The sequence below is a fragment of the Blautia sp. TF10-30 genome (assembly GCF_003481245.1).
In the GTDB taxonomy this organism is placed as follows: Bacteria; Bacillota; Clostridia; order Lachnospirales; family Lachnospiraceae; genus Fusicatenibacter; species Fusicatenibacter saccharivorans.
Window position 1 is genome coordinate 68,321 of record NZ_QUKM01000007.1, and the last position, 21,676, is coordinate 89,996.

Annotated in this window: 16 protein-coding genes and 1 other annotated feature; of the genes, 13 read left to right on the plus strand and 3 right to left on the minus strand. The window is 48.6% G+C overall.

The annotated features are described in order from the left end of the window. Window positions 1–20: 20 nt before the first annotated feature. Complete coding sequence (locus DXD02_RS08220; protein ID WP_158580115.1) at window positions 21–1,292, minus strand: prolyl oligopeptidase family serine peptidase; 1,272 nt, start codon at window positions 1,290–1,292, stop codon at window positions 21–23. Window positions 1,293–1,682: 390 nt separating this feature from the next. Between DXD02_RS08220 and DXD02_RS08225 the strand changes: the two genes are divergently transcribed. The 5 genes from DXD02_RS08225 (at window position 1,683) to DXD02_RS08245 (ending at window position 8,570) form a co-directional block, all read left to right on the plus strand. Continuing rightward, a complete protein-coding gene (locus DXD02_RS08225; protein ID WP_118666718.1) occupies window positions 1,683–3,146 on the plus strand; it encodes an alpha/beta hydrolase domain-containing protein in 1,464 nt (487 codons plus the stop codon). 97 nt (window positions 3,147–3,243) lie between these two features. Then, on the plus strand, window positions 3,244–4,857 hold the full coding sequence (locus DXD02_RS08230) for an apiosidase-like domain-containing protein (protein WP_118666719.1): 1,614 nt from the start codon (window positions 3,244–3,246) through the stop codon (window positions 4,855–4,857). Between the two features lie 175 nt (window positions 4,858–5,032). After that, window positions 5,033–6,583: an ABC transporter substrate-binding protein gene (locus DXD02_RS08235; RefSeq protein ID WP_158581238.1), complete on the plus strand. Its 1,551-nt coding sequence runs from the start codon at window positions 5,033–5,035 to the stop codon at window positions 6,581–6,583. 138 nt (window positions 6,584–6,721) lie between these two features. After that, window positions 6,722–7,660, plus strand: a complete 939-nt coding sequence (locus DXD02_RS08240) for an ABC transporter permease (RefSeq protein ID WP_117510352.1) — start codon at window positions 6,722–6,724, stop codon at window positions 7,658–7,660. A gap of 10 nt (window positions 7,661–7,670) precedes the next feature. After that, the gene (locus DXD02_RS08245; protein ID WP_118666721.1) at window positions 7,671–8,570 is read left to right on the plus strand and encodes a carbohydrate ABC transporter permease; all 900 of its coding nucleotides are present in this window, start codon (window positions 7,671–7,673) and stop codon (window positions 8,568–8,570) included. 63 nt (window positions 8,571–8,633) lie between these two features. Here DXD02_RS08245 and DXD02_RS08250 read toward each other — a convergent pair whose 3' ends face one another. After that, entirely contained in the window at window positions 8,634–10,214 is a 1,581-nt protein-coding gene (locus DXD02_RS08250; protein ID WP_158581215.1) for a response regulator transcription factor, read from the minus strand. A 35-nt stretch (window positions 10,215–10,249) separates the two neighbouring features. Continuing rightward, window positions 10,250–11,965, minus strand: a complete 1,716-nt coding sequence (locus tag DXD02_RS08255) for a sensor histidine kinase (RefSeq protein WP_158580118.1) — start codon at window positions 11,963–11,965, stop codon at window positions 10,250–10,252. A 298-nt stretch (window positions 11,966–12,263) separates the two neighbouring features. Between DXD02_RS08255 and DXD02_RS08260 the strand changes: the two genes are divergently transcribed. From DXD02_RS08260 to DXD02_RS08295, 8 genes are all read left to right on the plus strand, one after another. Continuing rightward, complete coding sequence (locus DXD02_RS08260) at window positions 12,264–13,820, plus strand: DUF5605 domain-containing protein (RefSeq protein WP_118666724.1); 1,557 nt, start codon at window positions 12,264–12,266, stop codon at window positions 13,818–13,820. Between the two features lie 415 nt (window positions 13,821–14,235). Beyond that, window positions 14,236–14,380 (plus strand) — a sequence feature (ribosomal protein L10 leader region). A gap of 37 nt (window positions 14,381–14,417) precedes the next feature. Next, window positions 14,418–14,927 (plus strand): 50S ribosomal protein L10, encoded by a 510-nt coding sequence (rplJ, locus tag DXD02_RS08265; RefSeq protein ID WP_055227784.1) that lies wholly within the window; start codon window positions 14,418–14,420, stop codon window positions 14,925–14,927. 71 nt (window positions 14,928–14,998) lie between these two features. Further along, window positions 14,999–15,373, plus strand: a complete 375-nt coding sequence (gene rplL / locus DXD02_RS08270) for a 50S ribosomal protein L7/L12 (protein ID WP_022462823.1) — start codon at window positions 14,999–15,001, stop codon at window positions 15,371–15,373. A 270-nt stretch (window positions 15,374–15,643) separates the two neighbouring features. Beyond that, window positions 15,644–16,126, plus strand: a complete 483-nt coding sequence (locus DXD02_RS08275; protein WP_055220827.1) for a helix-turn-helix domain-containing protein — start codon at window positions 15,644–15,646, stop codon at window positions 16,124–16,126. A 195-nt stretch (window positions 16,127–16,321) separates the two neighbouring features. After that, window positions 16,322–17,674, plus strand: coding sequence for an acyclic terpene utilization AtuA family protein (locus DXD02_RS08280; RefSeq protein ID WP_118595679.1), 1,353 nt, complete (start codon window positions 16,322–16,324; stop codon window positions 17,672–17,674). Between the two features lie 133 nt (window positions 17,675–17,807). Beyond that, on the plus strand, window positions 17,808–18,107 hold the full coding sequence (locus tag DXD02_RS08285) for an AtuA-related protein (protein ID WP_022462826.1): 300 nt from the start codon (window positions 17,808–17,810) through the stop codon (window positions 18,105–18,107). A 4-nt stretch (window positions 18,108–18,111) separates the two neighbouring features. Further along, on the plus strand, window positions 18,112–19,806 hold the full coding sequence (locus tag DXD02_RS08290; RefSeq protein ID WP_158580119.1) for a CocE/NonD family hydrolase: 1,695 nt from the start codon (window positions 18,112–18,114) through the stop codon (window positions 19,804–19,806). Window positions 19,807–19,955: 149 nt separating this feature from the next. After that, window positions 19,956–21,629 (plus strand): alpha-glucosidase, encoded by a 1,674-nt coding sequence (locus DXD02_RS08295; RefSeq protein ID WP_118666726.1) that lies wholly within the window; start codon window positions 19,956–19,958, stop codon window positions 21,627–21,629. Window positions 21,630–21,676 lie beyond the last annotated feature (47 nt).

Sequence of the window (21,676 nt, forward strand, 5' to 3'; positions counted from 1 at the left end):
AGAATCCGGCAAGTGCTGTGTTATGCTTTTTTCTGTGCAGCCATCCACTCCAGAATCGGAGTCTCTTTTCCGTCCGTCATAACCGGTTTGCCGTCATAATCGAGGACACACTCATCGTTCAGCATCGGGATCCAGGACCAGTGGCCGATGTATTCGAATGGGGTGCCGTCTGCATTTTTCTGTGTTCCGGTGTGATCGAGTACCTTGTCCCAGTAGGTAAAGTGTGCATTCGGGTTGACCTTTGCCAGACGTTCATAGGTCGGAACGACAAAGTCATCCGGAACGACAACCGGGTCGGTTTTTGCGTGTGTAAACCAGATCGGCAGATCTTTGAGCTTCAGAATATCTTCATCGGAGATAAATGCATCCGCCAGAGCCTCGCAGACCGGATATGCGGCAGCGTAGCGGGACGGGTTGAAAATGATCTGTTTCATGGTCATAAAGCCACCGTTGGAGCAGCCGCCGATGTAGATGCGGGAGCGGTCAATCTGCGGATGGGCATCCACGAAAGCACCGATCAGGGCATCGAGAACTTCGGTATATTTGGAAGAACCGTCTTTGGTATATTCGCCGGTTCCGTCATCCATCCACATGGTTGGAGCCTGTGGAGCGAGCAGGTAGGTCTTGCCGCCGAAAATTTTCTGAATCTTTGGGGAAATCAGGTTTACAACTTTATTTCCGATTGCTGCAATCGGCGGCTCCTGTCCGCCTTCACCAGCGCCGTGCAGCCAGATGATCAGCGGGATTTTCTCATCCGCATCCATTTCCGGCTCGTAGTAAACGTAAGAGAGCGGAATCTGCGGATCCTCGTAGCGGTCTTCTTTGAGCCATTCACCGTAGATGATGCGGTTTCCGCCGTCTACGTCGAACGTCTGCGGAGAAATGGCACCATCGTCAGTTGCAATTTCAGAGACTTGTGTCACATCGTAAGCGACATTGACAAATACATTAAAATTACCGTTGAATTTGATGATCGAGCCGATTCCTTCCATGATAAAACACGGCAGCTCCAGCGTCAGGCAGGTGCCGTCCTCGCACGGTACACCGGTTTTGTCAGAAACGTAAACGTTCGAAACGCGGCGAGTTCCGTTCATCGAGTCATCCGGTTTGTCGCCCATAAAATTCGGCCATACAAAATCCTCGCCCTCGGTGGATGTACGGGTAACATGTACCGTAAACTGCTCCGGAGATGGGGCCGCACCCTTCATGCTTTTGCCATAATCCAGAATTACTTTCGAAATATGCGGACCGAAATCAAAAACTTCGGTAATGGTATAATAAGTTCCGTTCATTTGTAAAAACCCTCCTTTTGTACGGAATGTACGCTCAGAGTCTTTCTGCATTTGCTTTTGCGACTGACAAAAATCATCTCACAAAATCAGGTACAGAAAAAGCTTGAGAGTACAATTGTTTGCATGGGCAGAAAAGACGGTATTGGGAATAGTAGAATTTTTTTCTGCCCGACAATACCAGTTTACTACAGACATTCCGAAAGAAAAAGTACAAATCAGAGATAAAGTTGCACAGAGATGCTTTTTCTGTGTTTTTGTTTTCGGAACGGAAAAAGTCTGATCGAAACAGAAACAGCAGAAAAGTGTCAAAAAACAGCAGAATCGTTGTTTTTCGTATTGGAGCCGTATGGAATAATAAAATCATACAAGGAAAAAGGGAGGTTTTACGAGATGATTACAAGACTAGAGGAGATTCCGGTAACGAAAGAAAGCTATCCGTTTGCCAGTGCGGAGCGTTACCTGAAGCTGTCGGAGCGCGACTATGTGGAGAAGGAATATTATATGTGTGGAACGGCCAACGTCTATGAGACTGCAGACGAGCGCGGCGGCGTCCGTGTGCGCACTGCGGATGCGCCGTATACAAACCGCATCATTGTCCGCGCACCGCAGGACACTGCAAAATGCAGCGGAAACGTTGTAGTGGAGATCATCAACCCAACGAGTTTTATGGAGATTGACCGCATGTGGATTCTCGGCTGGAAGAAATTTGTGCGGGACGGAGATATCTATGTGGGAATCACAAGCAAACCGAATACGATCGCAAAAATGGTGGAGTTTGATGAAAAGCGTTACGGCTGTCTTTCCTGGGCCAACCCGACACCGGAGGTACCGTTCTCGGAGCGACTGCAGGCCACAGGCGGACTCGGCGATCTGAATCATGATTACGAAACGGGTCTTTTCTGGGATATGCTGACAGACCTGGCGTGGCTGCTGCGCGGCGATGAGGAGCAGAATCCGATTCGGGAATATAAGAGAGAATACGTCTATTTGACGGGCTGGTCACAGTCGGGTTCGTATCTGTTCCGCTATCTGAACAGCTTTGCGTATCGTCCGGAGGTGGCACGCGGTGCGTGCGTATTTGATGGCTACCTTTCCGGTGGAGGAGTCCATTCCCTTGGTATTCCGGTCAACCAGTATGAATGCAGGGATCCCTACCATTACCGTCTGACACGTGTGGAAAAGGCGCGCGAGCCGTTTATCGCTGTGCAGACGGAGAGTGAAAACGGAAGAATGGAAGCATGGCGCATTGCCCAGCAGGACAGCGATGATCCGGAGTTCCTGTTCCGCCAGTATGATGTGACGGGTGCAAGCCATGACACTTCCTATAGCTACGTGAATTACTATCAGAACGATCCGGATCTGGTGCGGATCAACCATCTGCCATTCTATATGGGAAAAAATGAGGAAGGAAACGACTATCCGTCCCAGATTCTTTTTGCGGCAGCATTTCGGAATCTCTTTACCTGGGTACGGACAGGCGCAGCTCCGGCGCACTGTGACCGGATTGCGGTTGACAGCGACGGAGAAAACAAAAAGGATGCGTTCGGAAATACGATCGGTGGACTGCGTACCTGCCTCCTTGACTACCCAACCGGAAGATACAGCAATACCAGCGACATTGAAAAAGGCCAGAATTTCCTGGATCCGGAATCGGAAAAGGAAGGATTGTTCGGTTATCAGCAGGCGTTTTCGAAAGAAATGGTAAAAGAGCTGTACGGAACATTGGCACATTACCGGGAAATGGCGGAGAAAAACACGAAAGAGCAGGTAACGAAAGGCTTTGTCTGCCGCGAGGATGCGGCGGAGCTGGTTGAGATTGCCGTGCAGCTTGCAAAGAAACGCGGACTGGAATAAAAAACAATAAACAATAAACAGTTACGGTAAAATCAGATTCGAGGAGCGTGCCCGAAAAAAACCGGGCGCGCTCTGCGCAGATAAAGGAGAAAATAAAATGGGGATGAAAGCAGAACAGTGGCGACAAATTATTTTATCATTTGAGAGCAAGAAAACATACGACAATCCATTCCTCGATGTTTCCATCTGGAGTGTTTTTACGGGAACGTCGGGAAGAAGGATCAGAAGAGAAGCATACTGGGACGGCGGAAATACCTATCGGATTGCCTTTGCGCCGACCGAAACCGGAATGTGGAGTTATAGGTTGGAAGCACCGGAGGAGACGGGACTTTCCGGAGTGCAGGGAACGATCGAATGTATTCCATACGAAGGAAATCTTGCTATCTATCAGCACGGATTTCTGAAAGTGCATCCATCAGGAAGATATCTGACGTATGCAGACGGAACACCGTTTTTCTGGCTCGGCGATACGCACTGGGAATTTGCCTTTGGTGAGCGGTGGGACGAGTCGAACCATCCACAGATGACGAGCATGTTCCGCGGCATGGCGGACCGCAGGAAGGAACAGGGTTATAACGTTTATCAGACAAACCTTCGAAGCGACAGCTGGAAGGAGCACAAGAGCCGTTACTGGAAAACGGATGCCGCAGATGATGTGCCGGATGTGGCATTTTACCAGAACGAACTCGACCGCCGCATGCAGTATCTCGCTGACCTCGGCTTTATCAACGCGCTCGGTTTTGCCTGGTCCGGCTCGATCGAGCAGGGTGTGGAGCACCAGAAACATCTGGCGCGCTATATCATTGCCCGCTATGGTGCCCTTCCGGTTGTGTGGACGCTGGCAGGCGAAGTGGCAGGCTACTTCCCGGGAAAGCCGCGGGAAACAGCCATCAAAGGCTGGCGCGAGGTCGCAAAGTATGTGGAAAAAATGGACGGATATGGAACACTGCAGACCGCACATTATACGAATGAGCGTCCGTTTGCAGATTACTATTATGACGAATCGTGGTTTGATTTTGTGCTGAATCAGGCCGGACACGGCGATTTTCCGATCAATCCGTCCTGGTACCGTACCTATTGGAAGGAACACGGAACAAAACCGTTCATTGAAGGAGAGTCTCTGTATGAATACTGTTCCACACTGGAAGAAAACGGAACCCGGCTCTGCACCGATGCAATGCTGCGCCGCGTGGCATATATGGCAGTCCAGACCGGCGGCTGCGGCTATACGTACGGTGCGCAGGGAATCTGGGATAATATCTGGGAGGTAAGTGACATCAACCCGGATTTTAATGCATTCAACAAATTTGGCATCACCTGGGCGAAAGCCATTGACGGCCCCGGAGGCGCACAGATGGGATATCTGAAACGTTTCTATGAGGAACATCATTTTGAGGAGATGGTGCCTTACGATCCGGCAGAAGCAGAGGAGAGTATCAGCCCGTTTGTCAATAAGCTTGCGACTGCCACGATCAGCCGGGATAAAACAAGAGCACTGATTTATTACGGAGAGATGGATGGCACGAGTACACCGCTCGCAGGCCTTTGCGACGGAATCTATGCAATTTCCTGGTTTGATCCGAGAACGGGACAGACAGAAAAAGCAGAAATCCAGGTGGAAGTGCGTGGAAAGTCGTGCATTATGCCAAAGAAACCGGCGGCGGGAGACTGGATGCTGATAGCAGAATGCATAGAAAAAACTGAAAAGTGATCATAAACTATACAAAATGCGGAAAGAAACCGCAGAAAAGTGCAAATTCATCGCAGGATTGTTCTTTTTTGGAGGTAAGAAAGCAGATATAATAAGATCATCAAATGAGTCACGGCCGAAACTCAGAAACGAAATAAAGCAGCAAGACAAAAAGATAAAAAGCGAGGACGAAAGAATGAAAAAGAAAGTAGCAGCGATTTTCATGGCATCCATTATGGCATGCTCCATGGCTGCATGCGGAAGCAGCGGCGGAAGTTCAGATTCCGGAAAGACAGATTCTAAGGATAAGAGTACCGCATCCAGTACAGCAGAGAACGGAAGCGGAGAAGTGGAAAAAATCATCGTAAGCTTCCCGACCTGGACGGGTGCTCCGGCAGATACGGAGAAAGTACAGGAAGCCATCAATGATATCACAAGAGATAAGATTGGCGTTGAAATTGAGCTTTCTATTACCGATTTTGGGTCCTTTAATCAGAATACGACGCTGGCTCTTTCCGCAAATGAGGAAATTGATGTACTTGCATGTGTAGGTTTCCCATATGCAACCGGAATTCAGCAGGGATACCTCTCCGACCTGGAAGAAAATGATCTGATTCAGACTTACGGACAGGGAATTATTGATGCGGTTGGACAGGAAAATGTAGATGCCTGCCGTGTAAACGGAGTTTTATATGGACTTCCAAGTAACCGAGACATTGCACAGGGACGTGGATGCGCAGCGATCGCAACCGAGTATCTCGATGGTATTGGCTACGAAGCAAACACAGACGATGAGATCGTAAAAATCAGTCTGGATGAATTAAATGACATTTATGCACAGCTGCATGAGAAGTATCCGGACAAAGAGGTTTATCGTCCGACAACAGGTTCTATGTCGCAGTTCTCTAACGTAGACTCCCTTGGAGGAAATGTGTTCGGTGTTCTGCTTGACTATGGCCAGAACCTTGATGTTGTAAATCTCTTTGAGAGCGATTTCTACAAGGATTATTGTGCAAGACTGTATGACTACAATCAGAAAGGCTATATCAGTGCCGATGCATCGACCGATACAACAGCAGTCGGAGAGCTTGTAAAAGCCGGAACTCTGATGAGCTATACCACAGGCGGAAAGCCTGGCATCAAAGCGCAGGAGACTACACTGACCGGTCGCGATATGACCATCTTCCAGACACTGGATGACTATATCAGTTCCACATCTGTGGCTAGTATGCCTTGGACCATTCCGATCTCTGCACAGCATAAAGAAGCAGCCATGAAATTCCTGAATGAGTGCTACACAAATGCCGATATCGCAAACCTTCTGGCATGGGGCATCGAGGGAACACATTATAAAATTGGCGATGACGGACTTGCTACTTATGCAGACGGTGTAGATGCATCCAACTCCGGATGGAATCATTCCATGGGATGGATGATGCCGAACCAGTTCCTGACCCATGTATGGGAAGGAAATGATCCGGATCTGTGGACAGAGATGAAAGAGTTTAACACCAATGCAAAGGTTTCCAAAGCAAGCGGTTTCTCCTTTGACAGCACAAATGTGGCAAACGAGCTCACAGCAGTACAGAACGTATACAACGAGTATCAGACCAGCGTAGAGTACGGCTTTGTAGACCCGGAGACCGGAATTGCTGAGATGAACGATAAGATGATGACTGCAGGCCTTCAGAAGATTATCGACGAGAAAAAGGCACAGCTTGCAGCGTGGCAGGAAGCAAACAAATAAAGTTTAAGAATTTAGATCAAAAAATGACTGCGCCGTCCCAAAAACAGGACGGCGCAGGTTGTAAGAAGAGAAAAATCTGTCAAAACCGGAACGCTTTGGGACCGGCTGCGGATAAGAAAAAAAAGGAGAAGGAAAAACATGGCAAGAGTGAAAAGTCAGAAGAGCCAGAAAAGACGAAAAACATTTGTACGTTTTCTGCCGATCTATATTCTGATGCTGCCGGGTCTCATTTATCTGTTTATCAACAATTACATGCCTCTGCCGGGTCTTGTGATTGCATTCAAACAGTACAATGCCGGAAAAGGCATCTACGGAAGTCCATGGGTAGGACTGAAAAACTTTGAATATCTGTTTACGACAAGCGATGCCTTTGTTATTACACGAAATACCATTCTCTACAATGTGGCATTTATCGTAATCAACACAACACTGGCAATCGCAGTAGCTATTGTCTTGAGTGAACTGGAAGGAAAACGGAAGAAAGTTTACCAGAGTGCAATCCTTCTTCCGAACCTCCTCTCCACCGTTATCATCGGATATCTTGTTTTTGCATTCTTCAGTGTAGAAAACGGATTCATTAACAACACGATTTTAAAGGCGCTGGGAAAAGATCCGGTTTCCTGGTATTCGGAACCGAAATACTGGCCGTTTATCCTGGTTTTTGTCAGTGCATGGAAGTCGGTTGGCTACAACTGTATTGTGTATCTGGCAACACTGATGGGATTTGATAAATCCTTCTATGAGTCAGCCAAGATCGATGGTGCAACGAGATGGCAGCAGATCAAATATATTACCCTGCCGCTTCTGCGTCCGACCATTATCATGCTGACCATGATGGCAATCGGAAGAATTTTCTACTCTGACTTCGGTCTCTTTTACCAGGTGCCGATGAACCAGGGAGCTCTGTATTCCACAACAAACACAATTGATACCTACGTATATCGCGGACTGCTTCAGATGGGCAATGTTTCGATGTCTGCCGCAGCCGGTGTTTACCAGTCGATCGTAGGATTTATTCTGGTGCTTGGCGCCAACCTGCTGGTACGTAAAATTGACCGCGACAGCGCGCTGATCTAGGAGGAACGGTATGAAAACAAGAGAAGATAAAATTTATAGCTTTTTCGGCCATCTGATCATGACAATCCTGACACTGCTCGCGATCATTCCGATTCTGTTGATGTTCATTTCCTCATTGACTGACAATGCAACTCTGTTACAGAATGGATACTCTTTTCTGCCGAAAAAGTGGAGTACCTATGCTTATGAGTGGGTATTCACATCCAGCAGTTCCATGGTAATCAAAGCCTATGGAATGTCCTTTATCCTGACCGCAACCGGCGTTGTATGCAGCCTTGCCCTGACAACCTGTCTGGCCTACGGTCTTTCGAAAAAAGGTCTGCCGGGACGCAATGTACTGACCTTTCTGGTGTTCTTTACCATGCTGTTCAACGGAGGCCTTGTACCGACCTATATCAACTACACAACCGTATTTCATGTGAAAGATACATTCTTCGGACTGCTGGTTCCGTCTCTGATGATGAGTGCATTCAACGTTCTTCTGATGAAGAGCTACTTTGTCACCGGTGTGCCGGATGAAATTCTCGAGGCTGCCTATATTGACGGTGCAAACGAGTTCCAGACCATGTGGAAGATCGCAATTCCGCTGTCCAAGCCGATTATTACCACCGTTGCCATGTTCTCCGGTATCGCTTACTGGAACGACTGGAACAATGGTTATATCTATCTGACAAAGAGAACGGATCTCTACAGTATCCAGAACCTGCTGAACCGTCTGATGCAGAATATTCAGGCGCTGACGCAGAACGCCAACAACATGGCGCAGGCAGGCGAAGGCCTCTCCCAGATCCCATCCGGAACGGTTCGTATGGCGATGGCAGCACTTGGTATTCTGCCGATCATGATCATTTATCCGTTCATCCAGAAAAACTTTGTAAAAGGTATTACCCTTGGCGGCGTGAAGGGCTGATAAAAAAGTAAGTGAATCCAAAAAATCCGGCTTTCCGATATGCAAAAGGAAGGCCGGATTTTTTTAATTTCTAAACTGCCGTGGTGTCATGCCCGTCGATTTTTTAAACTGGCGGGAGAAGTACGAAATATTCTGGAAGCCGCAGGTGATGGCAATGTCGCGGATGCTCATTTCGCCCTTTGCGAGAAGCTCCTTGGAGCGAGCAATCCGGCGGTCGATGATGTAGTTGATGAGAGAACTTCCCGTGTCTTTTTTGAAGAGATGGGACAGATAATCGGCGTTCAGGTATACCATGGCCGCAAGCGTATCGCGATCCAGCTCGTCGGAGAGGTGCGATTCGATATATGCCTTCACGGTGGCAACAGCCGTGTCCTGGGAAGCGGCTGCCTGACGGCTTTGTGTGAACAGCAGAAGACTGTTGGAAATCCATTCTCGTAAAGCACCAAACGAGGAGAAGGTCTGCTCCGGGGAAGCAACGGTAATCTGGCGGCGGAAGGCTTCGTCTTCGCTGCCCGGATGATCCATCTGGCGAAACAGCAGCTGCAGGAACTGATAGTAAAAGCCGGTCAGAAATTCCCGTGTAGCAGTGCCGGAGCTTTTCGTCTGATTTAAGAAAGCGAAAACCTCAATCTGAAGCTGTTCCGTTCTTCCGGATGTGAGAAGATCGGACCAGCGGTCAGATGGAATCGGCTGAAAAGGCGTCTGAACAGGAGCTTCGGTTTCAGCGGCAAGATCGAAAACGTGATTTTCGTAGGTGACGTTCTTTCCGGCGAAGGCTTTCATGGAAAGAAAAGCTTTTCGCAGGTCTTCCGGGAGACAGACCTTCTGATCAACGAAAAAGTTGATCGAGAACGGAAAGTGTGTCACAAAGTCGGTCAGGGCCTGACGGCATCGGCCAATCACGGCGTCCTGAGAGTGTGTGGAGGCCGGGAGAAGCAGAAGATAAAAACCATCAAGCACACGGATCGTCAGCGGCAGCTCGCCGGGTTCAAAAAAATATTCCCGGGCAATATTTTTTAAGGCAAATTCATACAGGGTACGGTTGTCGGTCGGAGAAAAGGAGTTCGTCTGTCCGGTCTGGATCAGAAGCGGACAGAGGGGCTGATGAATCAGTTCGACATTCAGACGGCGATAGCGGATTTCATCCATCACTTCGGAAGGAGCAGAGGAAATACTGCCATTTAACAGGTCGAGGAAAAACTGTTCCGCAAGCGGGAGCTCACTTTCCTTCCAGTAATTGGCATGAAGGGTGTTGACGCGGTCCTTCTGCTGCTTTTCACATTGCGCACAGGCTTTGTCAAGAGCTTCCAGAAGAGCATGGTCGTCCAGCGGCTTCAACAGATAGTCACTGCTAGAAAGCTTCATAGCGCGGGAAATATATTCAAATTTTGCATAGGCGGTCAGAAAAATGCAGACGGTTTCGTAGTGTGCCTGGCGGATCTGGTCCAGCAGTTCGAGGCCGGAACCGCCGGGCATCTCGATATCACAGATCATCAGATCAATCGGATGCGCGGAAAAGGCTTCCAATGCCTGCGTCAGATTGTAGGCACAGAAAATCTCAAAAAAGTCCGGGCGTAGTGTGCGGATTTTGTTGGAGATGCTTTCGACGGTATAATATTCATCGTCTACAATTAACAGGTTCATAATAACCTCCCAAAACATATTTTTAGCTGTTCCGGTTATCCGTCGATGCGGAAAAAGGGAACGTAAGGAAAATCAATGGTAATCTGAGCGCCTGCGCCGGGGCGGTTGCCAAAAGCAAAAGCCGCGTCGGGAAAAATCTGGCGGAGGCGGAGCACCACATTTGTGATGCCGATGTGTTCCTGCTCGGAGTTTACATAGGTATCAAGCTTTTGCATCACGGCAAGTATATCCTCGGAAAAACCGCGTCCGGTATCCCAGATACAGATATGAAGACGGGTGCACTGATTTTCTTCCTGCGCGGTGATATCGATATGCATGTCCAGCACTTTCCCCATAACGACCTCATATTTGATCGTGTTTTCCACAAAGTTCAGGAGCATAAGCGGCACAACCGTTGCATTGTGCAGCGATTCTTCGCAGGAAGGGAGCAGGCGCAGCGCGCCGGGATAGCGGATGGAGGAAAGCTCCACGTAGTTTTTTACAAGGTTTAGCTCTTCTAAAAGCGAGACGGTCTGGCCGGAGGAAAGCGTATAGCGCAGATGTACACTCAGGTTCTGAAGCATCTGCCGTGCCAGGTCCGCGTGGTTATTTTCAGTCAGCTGATAAATGGTGTTCAGGCAGTTGATCATAAAATGCGGCGTGATCTGCTGCTTCAGGTAAAGCGCTTCCAGCTTCTGACGGGCGAGCTGTTTTTCATAATTCGCGATTTTCAGATCATCGATCTCTTCGACCATATCGTTGAAAGTGGTCGTCATTTTCCGGAATTCGTCGAGCATGGCGTCATCCGGAATCCGCACCTTGAGATCACCGCCGCGGAGCTGTTCCAGCGCATGCGTCAGCATGTGAACCGGGTGAAGAACCCAGCGGTGCAGGGAAGCAGACAGGAGCAGCCAGATTACGAACAGACCGAGCGAAACGATCAGGGCGAGAAGATAAAAGCTGCTCTGATATTTGGTGTATTCCGAAGCCTTTAAAAGCAGGGTCAGCGACAGCGGTGTTTCGTTCAGTTCATGTGAAACAGCCATCCAGGAGGTTCCATCAATGTCGTAGGAAGGATATCGTCGCCATTTCAAGCGGGGAGCCTCCAGGCAGACATCGTTTGACGGGGTGCGCAGAAGAAGGGGACCATCGGAAAAATACAGAAGACTGTCCTGCGTTTTTGTATCGACCAGAGTGCCAAGGAGTGTATCCGTGGAAATGTACGCGCCGAGCAGATATCCGTTCAGGTTCAGGATACGGACAAGATAGTATTTCCCGTTGATTTCATTGAGGTTCCAAACAGAGGATGGATCCTCTGTATTGGCGATTTTACGGATATAGTTCCAGAGGAGCGGTGTAGGGTTGCTGGTCTGATCGTAGAGAACCAGGGCATCGGTGGCTTCCTGATAGCAGAAAAAGCCATCGACCGTGTAGTTCGGTGTTGCGCTTTCAAAGCTTTTTTTGATCCGATTCAACGTGACATACCAGCCGGTTGTCTGTGGTTCCGCTGCGCGAAGCGAAAGAAGATCGGCATCATTTAAGGCGAAAACATAGAGATAGGTTTCCGTGCGGGAAAGATTTTCATCCAGGCTTTTCTGGTACAGAACCAGTGTATTTTCCGAGTTCTCATGGATTCGATCCAGCATCAGACCAAAAGCGGCTGTGTTATTGTACACGACAAGAGCACAAAAAAGGACGATCATGACTGCAAGCAGAACAAAAATGCGAAAACCAAGTGAGTGTATGGAAATTTTGGAAAACCGTTTTTTCAAAGAAACATCTCCTCTCCGGTACATATTAGGGTCATGCTGAATTTTGAGCCGGATAAAAAGAAAAGGCCGGAACTGTTCAGCAAAAGCTCCGGCAGACTCTATTGGGAAGTTTACAATAAAAGTGAAAAAACGTCAATAAATACAGGGAAAAAAGAAACGGATACCGGCAAAAGTAATAAAAAAACAACTGAATTATTGTTTAAAAATTAAATTTAAATAGATTGACTATTTAAGATAGATTTAGTAAAATTAAATTATCGAAATACGAAACGATACTTATTTTAGAAAGGTGGAACGTATGTTACAGTCTTATACCGAATATGTAAAACGATATGGAATTGCAGAACTGGTTTTCCGGGGACCGTCCGAGGGAAATCCGTTTGCGGAGCAGTGGGTGAAAGGAACGATGGCAGGTCAGGCAGAGGAAAAGCATGCCGAGGGCTTTTATGACGGAAACGGCGTATACAAGCTTCGCTTTATGCCATCCTGCGAAGGAACGTATGAGATTACCGCAGTAACAAGCTGGGGCGATGAGGCAAAGGTGACGGTGGAGGTCAGCGCAGCCGATGAAAACTGCCACGGTCCGGTCCGGGTAGCAAACACCTATCATTTTGCTTACGATGACGGAAAGGAATACTACCCGTGCGGTACGACCTGTTATGTGTGGGAGCTGCAGAGTAAGGAGACACAGGAGAAAACGTATGAGAGTCTTGCGTCCTCTCCGTTTAACAAGATCCGTTTCTGCGTTTTTCCGAAGCACTATGTCTACAATTTAAAAGAGCCGGCACAGTATCCGTTTGAAATTCGTGAAAATTCTCCGTGGTCTCCGTCTGACTTTGAGACAGAGAAGCTGGAAAAAGCGCCGCGCAATATGTTCGGCGGCATTGATGCCATGATTGAAAACCCGGATGAAGTATGGGATTACACCCGCCCGAATCCTTCTTATTTTGAGCATATTGAAAACACGATCGCACGCCTTGGCACCATGGGAATCCAGGCAGATCTGATTTTGTTCCATCCGTACGACCGCTGGGGCTATTCCCGCATGAATCTGGAGCAGCAGAACTTTTATTTAAGATACGTTGTCAACCGTTTCAGCGCATACCACAATGTCTGGTGGGCTATGGCAAATGAATTTGACCTGTTCCGCTGGAAACCGGTATCCGAGTGGGAGTCCAATGCAGAAACCGTCTGCCGTCAGGATCCGTACCGCCATCTGCGCTCCATTCACAACTGTATGACCATGTACGATCATTCCAGGGGATGGATCACGCACTGCAGTCTGCAGAGAATCGATCTGTACCGTACCGCAGAAAATGTGGAAATCTGGCGCCCGCAGTATGGAAAACCGTGCGTACTCGATGAGATTGCATATGAAGGAAATCTTCCGTTCGGCTGGGGCAATATCAGCGGCGAGGAGATGACACGCCGGTTCTGGGAGGCATACACCAGAGGTGGATATGGCCAGCATGGAGAGACGTATGAAAATGAAAACGGTGTGATCTGGTGGTCACACGGCGGAGAGCTGAGGGGCGGCAGCCCGGCGCGTATTCAGTTCCTGCTGGACATTATGGAAGAAAACGGAGGCTATATGGAGCCGCTTCCGGCATTCTTTGATGAGACTTGCTGCACGAACGGCGCAAGCCATCCGAGAAAAGACTGTATCATGTACTATTTCGGAGCCAACCGCCCATGCCGTCGCCCGTTCCACATGCCGGAAGGCCAGGAGTTTGATGTGGAAGTCATCGACACCTGGAACATGACCATCACCCCGGCAGGCCGCCACAGCGGAGAATTTACGATCGACATGCCGTCAAGACCGTATATGGCTGTGCGACTGGTGAAAGTGAAATAAAAATGTGGGAGAGGAATCTTGAAATTCGGTTCTGCATATGATATAGTATATGTAGCTGATAAGAGAAATAAGTGACATGTGTTCACAAAGCGAACCCCCAGCAGCGGCAACTGCTGGGGGTTCTTCCCTATTTTACGGAAGGGCATCCGCCTGGGCTAATTGTCACCATGTTTTCCGTCTAGCCACTTGCAGATATAGTAGCTGATTACACCTGCTACAACGGAAACGATAAGAGAAATAAGTATAGACATGCGCTCACCCCCTTCCTGTTGCCAGTCTGGGAGGCGACAACAACGTAAGTATAACATGGTATAGGAAGAAACGGTTTGAAAAAATAGAACGCATATTTTGATGAAGTTGCACAAATATGAAAAAAGTTTATTTTGATCTTGACAACTCGCCTCACATATGCTATCATACCACCTGTATCACGCCGAAGACAGCAGGTGCCGCAAGGCGTAAGTTTCAAACGCCTGCCGAGGAGAAGTTACACAAGGTTCATGTTATGGAATTTTGAGATCTCTTCGCCAATCTTCGCGAAGAGCTTTTTTTATACTTCCAAAGCGTAGGTACGAAATACTACAAGGAGGTGCAATCATGGCAATCAATGCAAAAATCGATCTGAAGAAGCCGGTCCTGGAAGAGATCAGCGCACAGGTAGAAGGCGCACAGTGCGTGCTGCTGGTAAACTACAGCGGATTAACCGTTGCTCAGGATACTCAGCTGCGTAAAGAGTTAAGAGAAGCAGGCGTTCATTACAAAGTATACAAAAATACAATGATGAAACGTGCATTCGCTGGTACTGCTTTCGAGTCTCTTACCAAAGACCTGGATGGCACAAACGCTATCGCAATCAGCAAGGACGATGCAACAGCTCCGGCAAGAATCATCGCTAAATTTGCAAAAACCGCTCCGAAGCTGGAGATGGTTTCTGGTGTTGTAGAAGGAAACTACTACGACAAAGCTGGAATGGAAGCACTGGCAAACGTTCCGTCAAGAGAAGAACTTCTTGGCAAACTGCTTGGAAGCATCCAGTCCCCGATCGCAAACCTGGCTCGCGTCCTCAACCAGATCGCAGAGTCCAAAGGCGGCGCAGCAGAGGCCTAAGCCTCAAGCGGGCAGCGTGAAATACGCAGCCTGAGAACATTATTCAGAAAATATCCAAGGAGGAAAATAAAATGGCAAAGTTAACAACCGCAGAGTTTATTGACGCTATCAAAGAGTTATCTGTATTAGAGTTAAACGATCTTGTAAAAGCATGTGAGGAAGAGTTCGGCGTATCCGCAGCAGCAGGCGTTGTAGTTGCAGCAGCAGCAGGCGATGCAGCAGCAGCTGAGGAGAAAGACGAGTTCGACGTAGAGCTGACAGAGGTTGGCCCGAACAAAGTTAAAGTTATCAAAGTTGTACGTGAAGCTACAGGACTTGGCCTGAAAGAAGCTAAAGAAGTAGTTGACGGTGCTCCGAAAGTCCTCAAAGAGGGTGCTTCCAAAGCAGAAGCTGAAGAGCTCAAAACTAAACTTGAGGCTGAAGGCGCTAAAGTTACTCTTAAATAATTTAAGCGTAAATCAGAATCTATGGACGCACGGCGGGATTTCCTGCCGTGCGTTTTTTTGAACTGAGTCCATACTTTGTGGCAATAAAGTTAAAAATTGCCGGAAGGTATGGTGATGCCATGTGGTATCAAAATGTAATTGCGACCGTGGAGATAAAATTGAGAATGTGATCTATTTATACAAGACATTTACGGAGGAGTATAAGGGCTAAATATCCCCATGACAGAAAGACTCCGAGAGTACAGAAAGAGAAAACGGGAGGAACGAAAAATGCAGGTACATTCCGTTCTGGAATCTCTACAGCAGGGAATCCTGATCTGCGATCAGCACAGCAGGATTGTGTTCTTTAATCAAGTCTACAGCGATTTCATCGGCGTTCCGCTTGAAACCGCGAAAGGTCATAAAATCACGGATTACCGCAAATCTGCCATTGCTCCGGAAGTCATTTGGAGCGGCATCCCGGTCGAGGGAATGGTGCGGAGAGAGGGAACGCAGGAATACTTTGCAAGTGTTTATCCGATCTGGGAAGAGCATCAGATCCGCGGAAGCATCTCAATTGTGACGAGTCTCGTACAGTTTGAAAAACGGGAATCAGAGGCTCACATGACGCTGGAAGAGCGGGTGCGCCGCTTTGAACGGCAGGAGATCCAAAATACGTTGTTGCTGTACGGACGGGATATGGAAGGGAAGCAAAAAGCGGCAAAGGAACTCGGAATTTCGCTGGCAACGTTATATAATAAAATCAAAGAATAAGACAGAAGGAGAATGAAATGCCGGAATTTCTGCAGCTTTGGGGCTTTGTGGTATTTTCTGTCTTTGCTGTAACAGAACTCACATAAAAGAGGGATCATGATTTCTAAAATTTTAGAAATTACGATCCCTTTTGTAGTATCTGCCCGGATATCGCATTACAATGATCTCAGATCAAAGAAAGCGAGGCCATAGAACATGAAAAAAATCAGAATCGGAAGCGGCGCAGGCTATGCGGGAGACCGCATTGAGCCGGCAGTGGAGCTGATGGAAAAAGGAAATCTGGACTACATTATTTTCGAGTGTCTGGCGGAACGCACCGTTGCGATCGGGCAGCAGGACAAAGAGAAAGATCCGTCGAAGGGATACAACCAGCTGCTCGACTACCGAATGGAAAAAATTCTCCCGCTGATGGCGAAAAACAAAGTAAAAGTCATTACCAATATGGGAGCTGCCAACCCGGTATCTGCTGCCGAACGGACGTGTGAAATTGCCAGAAAACTGGGTGTCGGAGGATTGAAAATTGCCTGTGTGACCGGCGATGATATTACAGAAGAGCTGGACAAATATGAAAATGAGAAGGTGCTGGAGGATGGCACGCTGTTAAAAGAGAAAAAAGATGTTCTGATTTCCGCAAATGTCTATATGGGCGCAGAAGGCATCACAAAAGCGTTGAAAGAGGGCGCCAATCTTGTCATTACCGGTCGCGTTTCCGATCCTGCACTGACGATCGGACCGCTGGTATATGAGTTCGGATGGAACATTGACGACAACCCGGATCAGATGGGACAGGCGGTTCTGGCAGGCCATCTGCTGGAGTGTGCCGGACAGGTGACAGGCGGCTATTTTGCGGATCCGGGCTACAAGGATGTGCCGGATCTGTGGAAACTTGGATTCCCGCTCATTGAGATCGACGAGACAGGCGCATTTACCGTGACAAAAGTCGAGGGAAGTGGCGGACTGGTGAGTGTGGATACCTGTAAAGAGCAGATGATCTACGAAATCCACAACCCCAAGGCTTACCTGACCCCGGATGCAACAGCGGACTTTTCAAAGGTGACGTTCCGGCAGATCGGGGAAAACCAGGTTCGCGCCGAGCATGCGACAACGCATGGAAGACCGGAAACTTTGAAAGTGAGTGTCGGCTACAAGGACTGCTTCATCGGTGAGGGTGAAATTTCCTATGGCGGAAGCAACTGTATGGCACGGGCGGAGCTGGCGGCGGAGATTCTGGAGAAGCGGATTGAACTGACAGGCATCGAGCTGGAAGAGTACCGTACTGATTTTATCGGATGCAATTCCCTGTATCGTGATGCAATTTCCAAGGAGATCGGAAGTGGAACTCCGTGTGAAGTGCGTCTCCGCGCCGCAGGCAGAACGAAAGACCGGAAAAATGCCGTTCTGCTGGCAAATGAAGTCGAAGCTCTCTACACCAACGGTCCGGCAGGGGGAGGCGGAGCTGTGAAACGGGTGTCCGAGGTTGTCTCGGTCTGCTCAATTTTTGTACCGCGGGATGACGTAACACAGAAGATTCGGTATTTTGAAGTTTGATCGATGCCTCTGATCTTACGGTCAGCAGGAGAAGAGCTGGGATTGTTATAAAACGAAGAGATTGCCGGAACGTGTCTGGAAAACCATTTTCCGCAATCGACAGACAGTAACGAAGGACAGGAAAGGAAGAAGTATGAAATTAAAAGAAATTGCACATGCAAGAACGGGCGATAAAGGCGAGATCTCCAATATTTCGGTGATCCCATATGATGAGAACAATTATGAAATGCTGAAAGAAAAAGTAACAGAAGCACGCGTAGCAGAATACTTCCGCGAAATCTGTCACGGAAAAGTAACCCGCTACGAACTGGACGGAATCCATGCGCTGAACTTTGTCCTCGACAAGACACTCGGCGGCGGTGTCACAAGATCGCTGGCGCTGGACAAACATGGAAAGACACTCGGTATGGCACTGCTGGAAATGGAGGTTTAGGGCAATGGCAGAAGATTTTATGGCGGCTGCGGTAAAACGCGTAGAAGCACAATTTGCGAAAAGCGGCGTTTCCGAAAGCTATGCAGCATTTGAGAGAAAAGACAGCCAGATCGAGATGCGCGATGGTGTGAAGCTGCATACAATCTATTATTTTCCAAGGGAAGGCGGATCAGGAGAAAACAAGAAATATCCCGTCATCCTGACTCGTACCTGCTATCCGGGCAACGACCGTATTCACCGTGCCTACGGCGAGGGACTGGCGCGCAGGGGTTATGTGTATGTCTACCAGTATTGCCGCGGCAGAGAGCAGTCGGAAGGAAAATGGGAGCCAAACATTAATGAGCGGAACGATGGCATTGACACCATGGATTACCTTGTGGAGCAGCCATGGTGCGAAATCTTAGGCTACTGGGGCCATTCCTACACAAGCATGACCGGCTGGGCGTTCGCTGATGCCGCGGAGGGGAAAGTTGCCGCAATGTTTCTGGAGGACTATGGAACGGATCGTTTTGTATCAGCCTACGAGAAGGGCTGCTTCCGCCACGATATCCTGACCGCATGGTCGATGGAAAATGCGGAAAAACCAGTGAATGCTGACTATCGCGAAAGCTGCCGTTATCTGCCGCAGATTGAAGTGGACGAGGCGCTGTGGGGACAGCGTGTTCCGTCCTACCGCGAATACATCACAAGCCCGAGCCCGGATGCGGAACTCTGGCAGACGGGCTGGTGGAAACAGTTGCGGGAAATTCCATCAAAAACGAAGGTTCCGATTTATCTTTTAAGCGGCTGGTACGATCATCACCACGGCAGCAGTATGAAAACGTGGGAGCGGCTGAACGAGGAAACAAAACAGCACAGCTGGCTCGAAATCGGCGCCTGGAACCACTTTTTCCAGATCTGCCTCGAGGGCAAAGAGGTGCTGCACCCGCAGAATGAAGAAATTCCAAAGATGCTGGAATGGTTTGAGCTGACGCTGAAACAAAAAGAAATCCCGACGCAGCGGATCCGTGCCTATGAAATCGGAGCGGACCGGTGGATTGACATCGTATCCGACCGACTGGGAGAAGAAGGAACTGCGGGAAACATGACGCTGTATCTGGATGAAAAAGCATTGCGGGCAGACGCGCCGGAACGGGAAAAAACGAGAAACTACACGTTTGACCCGGCCACTCCGGTCGAGAGTATCGGCGGAGAAGCCCTTCTGCATACGATGCCGCAGATCGGCAGCCATCTCCAGCCGGAACCGGACTATCGTGAGGATGTCCTGAGTTTTGTATCAGAACCGCTGGAAGAAACTTTCACGCTGAACGGAAAAGCTTCCGTCCGTCTGTTCGTGGAAAGTGATTGCGAGGATACGGCATTTACCGCTAAAATCATGGAGGTAACGCCGGAAGGAAAAGCGTACAACATTCGTTCCTCGATTGCAACATTGGAGCAGGGAAAAACGGAGGCCGGAGCCTATGAGGCGGGCAGCGTGGCAGAGGTACAGATTACTATGTGGAATATTGTATACACGATTCCAAAGGGTTCCCGCATTCGTGTAGATGTTTCCTCCTCCGACTTCCCGCAGTATCATGTTCACAGCAATCAGAAAGGGCTGTGGTCGGAAAAAACGGAAAATAAAATTGGCCACCAGACCATTCATATGGGGGGAGAAGCTGCTTCCTGCGTGATTTTGCCGCTGATGAAAAAACAGTGAGCCGTAACGGTAAAGCGAACATAGGAAAAATCAAAAAGAAAAAAAGTAGCACAATCCATTCTTTTGTGATATAGTGAAAACACTATAGGTTTTGCGGTAAACCTAAAGAGCAGTCCGCATCACGAAAACAAAAGAACAGGAGAAGAGTAATGGAGAAAAAGTGGTGGCACAAAACGGTCGGATATCAGATTTACCCGAAGAGCTTTCAGGATACCAACGGAGATGGCATCGGAGATCTGAAAGGCGTGATCCGTCATCTTGACAAAATAGAAAAGCTGGGAGCCAATGTCATCTGGCTCTGTCCGGTGTTTGCATCCCCGATGGTGGATAACGGATACGATATTTCCGATTACATGGATATCGACCCGTCGTTTGGAACGATGGAGGACATGAAGGAGCTGATTGCGGAGGCAAAAAAACGCGGCATCCGCATTCTGATGGACCTTGTCGTGAATCATTCCTCTGACCGGCATGCGTGGTTTCAGGCGGCACTCCAAGATCCGTTTGGAAAGTACGGAAAGTATTATGTGTTCCGGGAAGGAAAAGACGGCAAAGAGCCGAACAACTGGCGGTCGATTTTTGGCGGCAGCGCGTGGGAGAAAGTACCGGGATATGATAAACTGTATTACCTCCACATCTTCACAAAAGAGCAGCCGGATCTCAATTGGGAGAATCCCAAATTGCGGGAAGAAATTTATGAGATGATTTTAAAATGGATGGATCTGGGACTTGGCGGATTCCGTCTTGATGCGATCAGCCATCTGAAAAAGAATTATCAGTACACCAACCTTCCGCCGGATGGACCGGACGAGTACAATATGGCGTTCGAGTATTTCAACAATGTAGACGGTCTTGCCGATATCTTGTGTGAAATGAAGGAGCGCACCTTTGCGCCGACCGATGCGCTGACGATCGGAGAGTACGATCACATGGGACCGGAGGATGTGGAGGATGTGATTGGGGAAAACGGCAGTTTCTCGTCCGTTTTCGATTTTTGTCACACCCTCGACAATGTGCGTAACCCAAAATGGGGCAATACCGTGGCGCTGTTTGACGATTATCGCGATCAGCTTTTTGCGGCGCAGAAAATCGTGGATGGCCGCGGCATGCTCTGCAACTTTCTCGAAAACCATGACAAAACGCGCATCATCGACCGGTTCCTGATGCCGGAGGACCAGAACCGCTACAGCGAAAAGATGCTTCCGGTCACCAATTTCTTCCTGCCGGGTATTGTATTTCTGTATCAGGGACAGGAGATTGGCATGCGCGACAACCCGAAACAGTCTATTCAGGGATTCGTCGACAAACCGACCTTTGCTATTTACGACCGTCTGATTGCAGAAGGAAAAACGGATGCGGAAGCGCTCGAGCAGATCAACCGCGAGAGCCGCGAGCACAGCAGAACTCCGATGCAGTGGGATGCATCTGCCGAGGCGGGATTCACAACAGGTACGCCGTGGTTCCCGGTGAATAAAAACTATACGGAACTGAACTATGAGGCCGAGGAAAAAGATCCTGATTCCCTGCTGTGGTTTTACCGCAAAATGGTGGCAGTAAGACGACGTGAAGATCTGGAAGAAACCTTCCTCTACGGAACGCTGATTCCGGAATACGAGACGGTAAGCGGCGTTCTGGCGTACCGCAGGAAGGATGAGAAGAATAATATTCTGATCCTTACTACTTCTCTTGCGGATGGCATTACATTGCCATTTACAGACACAATCGAAGAAGTACTTCTGAATAACTATGACACCTGCGAGGCAGGCGAGGAAACGATCCGTCTGCAACCGTATCAGTGTCTGGTGCTGAAGGTGAAGGAATAATTGCAAAAACTAAAACAAAAACCGAAAAATTGGTCCCACAAAAGGAG